This window comes from Longimicrobiaceae bacterium (assembly GCA_035696245.1).
Lineage (GTDB): Bacteria > Gemmatimonadota > Gemmatimonadetes > Longimicrobiales > Longimicrobiaceae > DASRQW01.
In genome coordinates, this window is sequence record DASRQW010000480.1 from 1 (window position 1) to 1735 (window position 1735).

Annotated in this window: 1 protein-coding gene; it reads right to left on the minus strand. The window is 71.5% G+C overall.

The window, feature by feature from the left end:
* Window positions 1-1487: peptidylprolyl isomerase (locus VFE05_21535; GenBank protein ID HET6232672.1), on the minus strand; the 1487-nt coding region annotated here is incomplete at its 3' end.
* Window positions 1488-1735 lie beyond the last annotated feature (248 nt).

The window sequence follows — 1735 nt, forward strand, 5'->3', positions numbered from 1 at the left end:
GGCGGGCCCTGGGGCGGCCCCTGCTGCGGCATGCCCTGCGGGGGCATCGGCTGCCCGCCCTGCGGCATCTGCTGGCCCGGCATGCCGGCCGGCGGCGCCACCTGCGGCTGCGTGGCGCGGATGGACTTCATCTTGTCGGCCACCTTGGCGAACGACGCGGCGTACACGTCGGCGTCGTAGTGCTTTTGGAGCGCACGGCCCAGCGGCCCCAGCGGCGGCAGCTGGCGCTGGCCGGTGATGACGCCGTTGATCAGGTCGCGCACCTCGGCCTGGATCGCGGCGTCGCCCGCGTCGCCCTTGGGGATGCGGTGCGAGGCCAGGCCGGTCATCTGCACCAGCTGGCGGACGGCGTCCTTTGCCTGCGTGCGCAGGTTGTTCAGCTCCGCGGCGGGCACGGTGACGTGGTGCGCCTCGGCCTCGTGCAGCAGCAGCTCCTGGGTGGCGATCCGCTTGACGATGCCGGTGATCTGCTCGTCGGTGGCCTGCTGCGCCAAGCCCTCGCGGTCCTGGGCCGAAGCGTCGGCCAGCGCGTCGGCGAACTCGCCGGCGGTCAGCTCGCCGCCCTTGTACGTCGCCAGCTCGCGGCTCGCGCCGCTCACGTTCTTCAGGTCGGGCAGCGCGGCCAGCTCCTTGACGATCTTCACCGCGCCGGAGTCCACCTTGAGCTGGCTGGAGGCCTGCAGGCCATCGACGTACTTCTGCTCGGCGTCCTGCTGCGAGTGCTGCACCAGGTACTGGCGGAACTCGGCGCGGTGGTCGCCCAGCGGCTGCTGGCGCTTCTCCTCGAGCTTGATCACGTGGTAGCCGAACGGCGACTCCACCACGGGGCTGATCTGGCCGGGGGCGAGCTTGAAGGCCGCCTCCTCGAACGCCGGCACCATCTTCCCGCGCCCGAAGAAGCCCAGGTCGCCGCCCTGCTGCGCGCTGCCGTCGGCCGAGTACTGCTTGGCCAGCCCGGCGAAGTCCTCGCCGCCCGCGGCGCGGACGCGGATGGACTCGGCCAGCTTCTTCACGCTGTCGCGCTGCGCGGGCGTGGCGCCCTCGGGCATGCGGAACAGGATGTGGCGGGCGCGGATCTCGGCGCCGGGGCCTTCGGTGGCCCAGCGCTGGTCCACCTGCGCGTCGGTGAACGCGGTGTCCACGTGCACCTGGCCCTCGAACAGCTTGCGGATGAGCAGGCCCTCGCGCTGAGGCTTGATCAGCTGATCGTAGTCGATCACGGCGAGCGTGCTGTCCTCGGCCACCGCGGTGGCGAGCAGCGTGTAGTCCACCCATAGCTCGGCCAGCGTGCGCACGATCTTGGGGTCGGCCGGGATCTGCGGCTGCGCGGCCAGCATCTGCGCGGCGTCGTCTACCTTCAGCTCCTTGCCGGCGGCGCGGGCCACGGTGTTGGAGTGCGAGGTCAGCGCCTGCTTGAAACTGTCGCAGCCGGCGGTGGCGAGGATCGGGGCCGCGATCACGAGCGGCGCCCAACGGGACAACTTCATGGGGTCTCCAGCGGGGGTGGGGTGGAGAGTCTCAGGCTCCGGCGAGTCCGCAGCTCTGGGGAATCACTTCTCTCGGGTGCTGCAACGCCCTCCTGCGGGCGGATCGGCGCGCGTCGGTAGATGCGCGGGTGAAGCTTCTTTCGGACATCGAGCATCGAGGGCGCCCCCTCCCGCTCGCTTAGGCTCGCACCCTCCCCCGCAAGCGGGAGAGGGTTGGTGGTTCGGTGCGCGTCCGGGCTTCCGGCGTG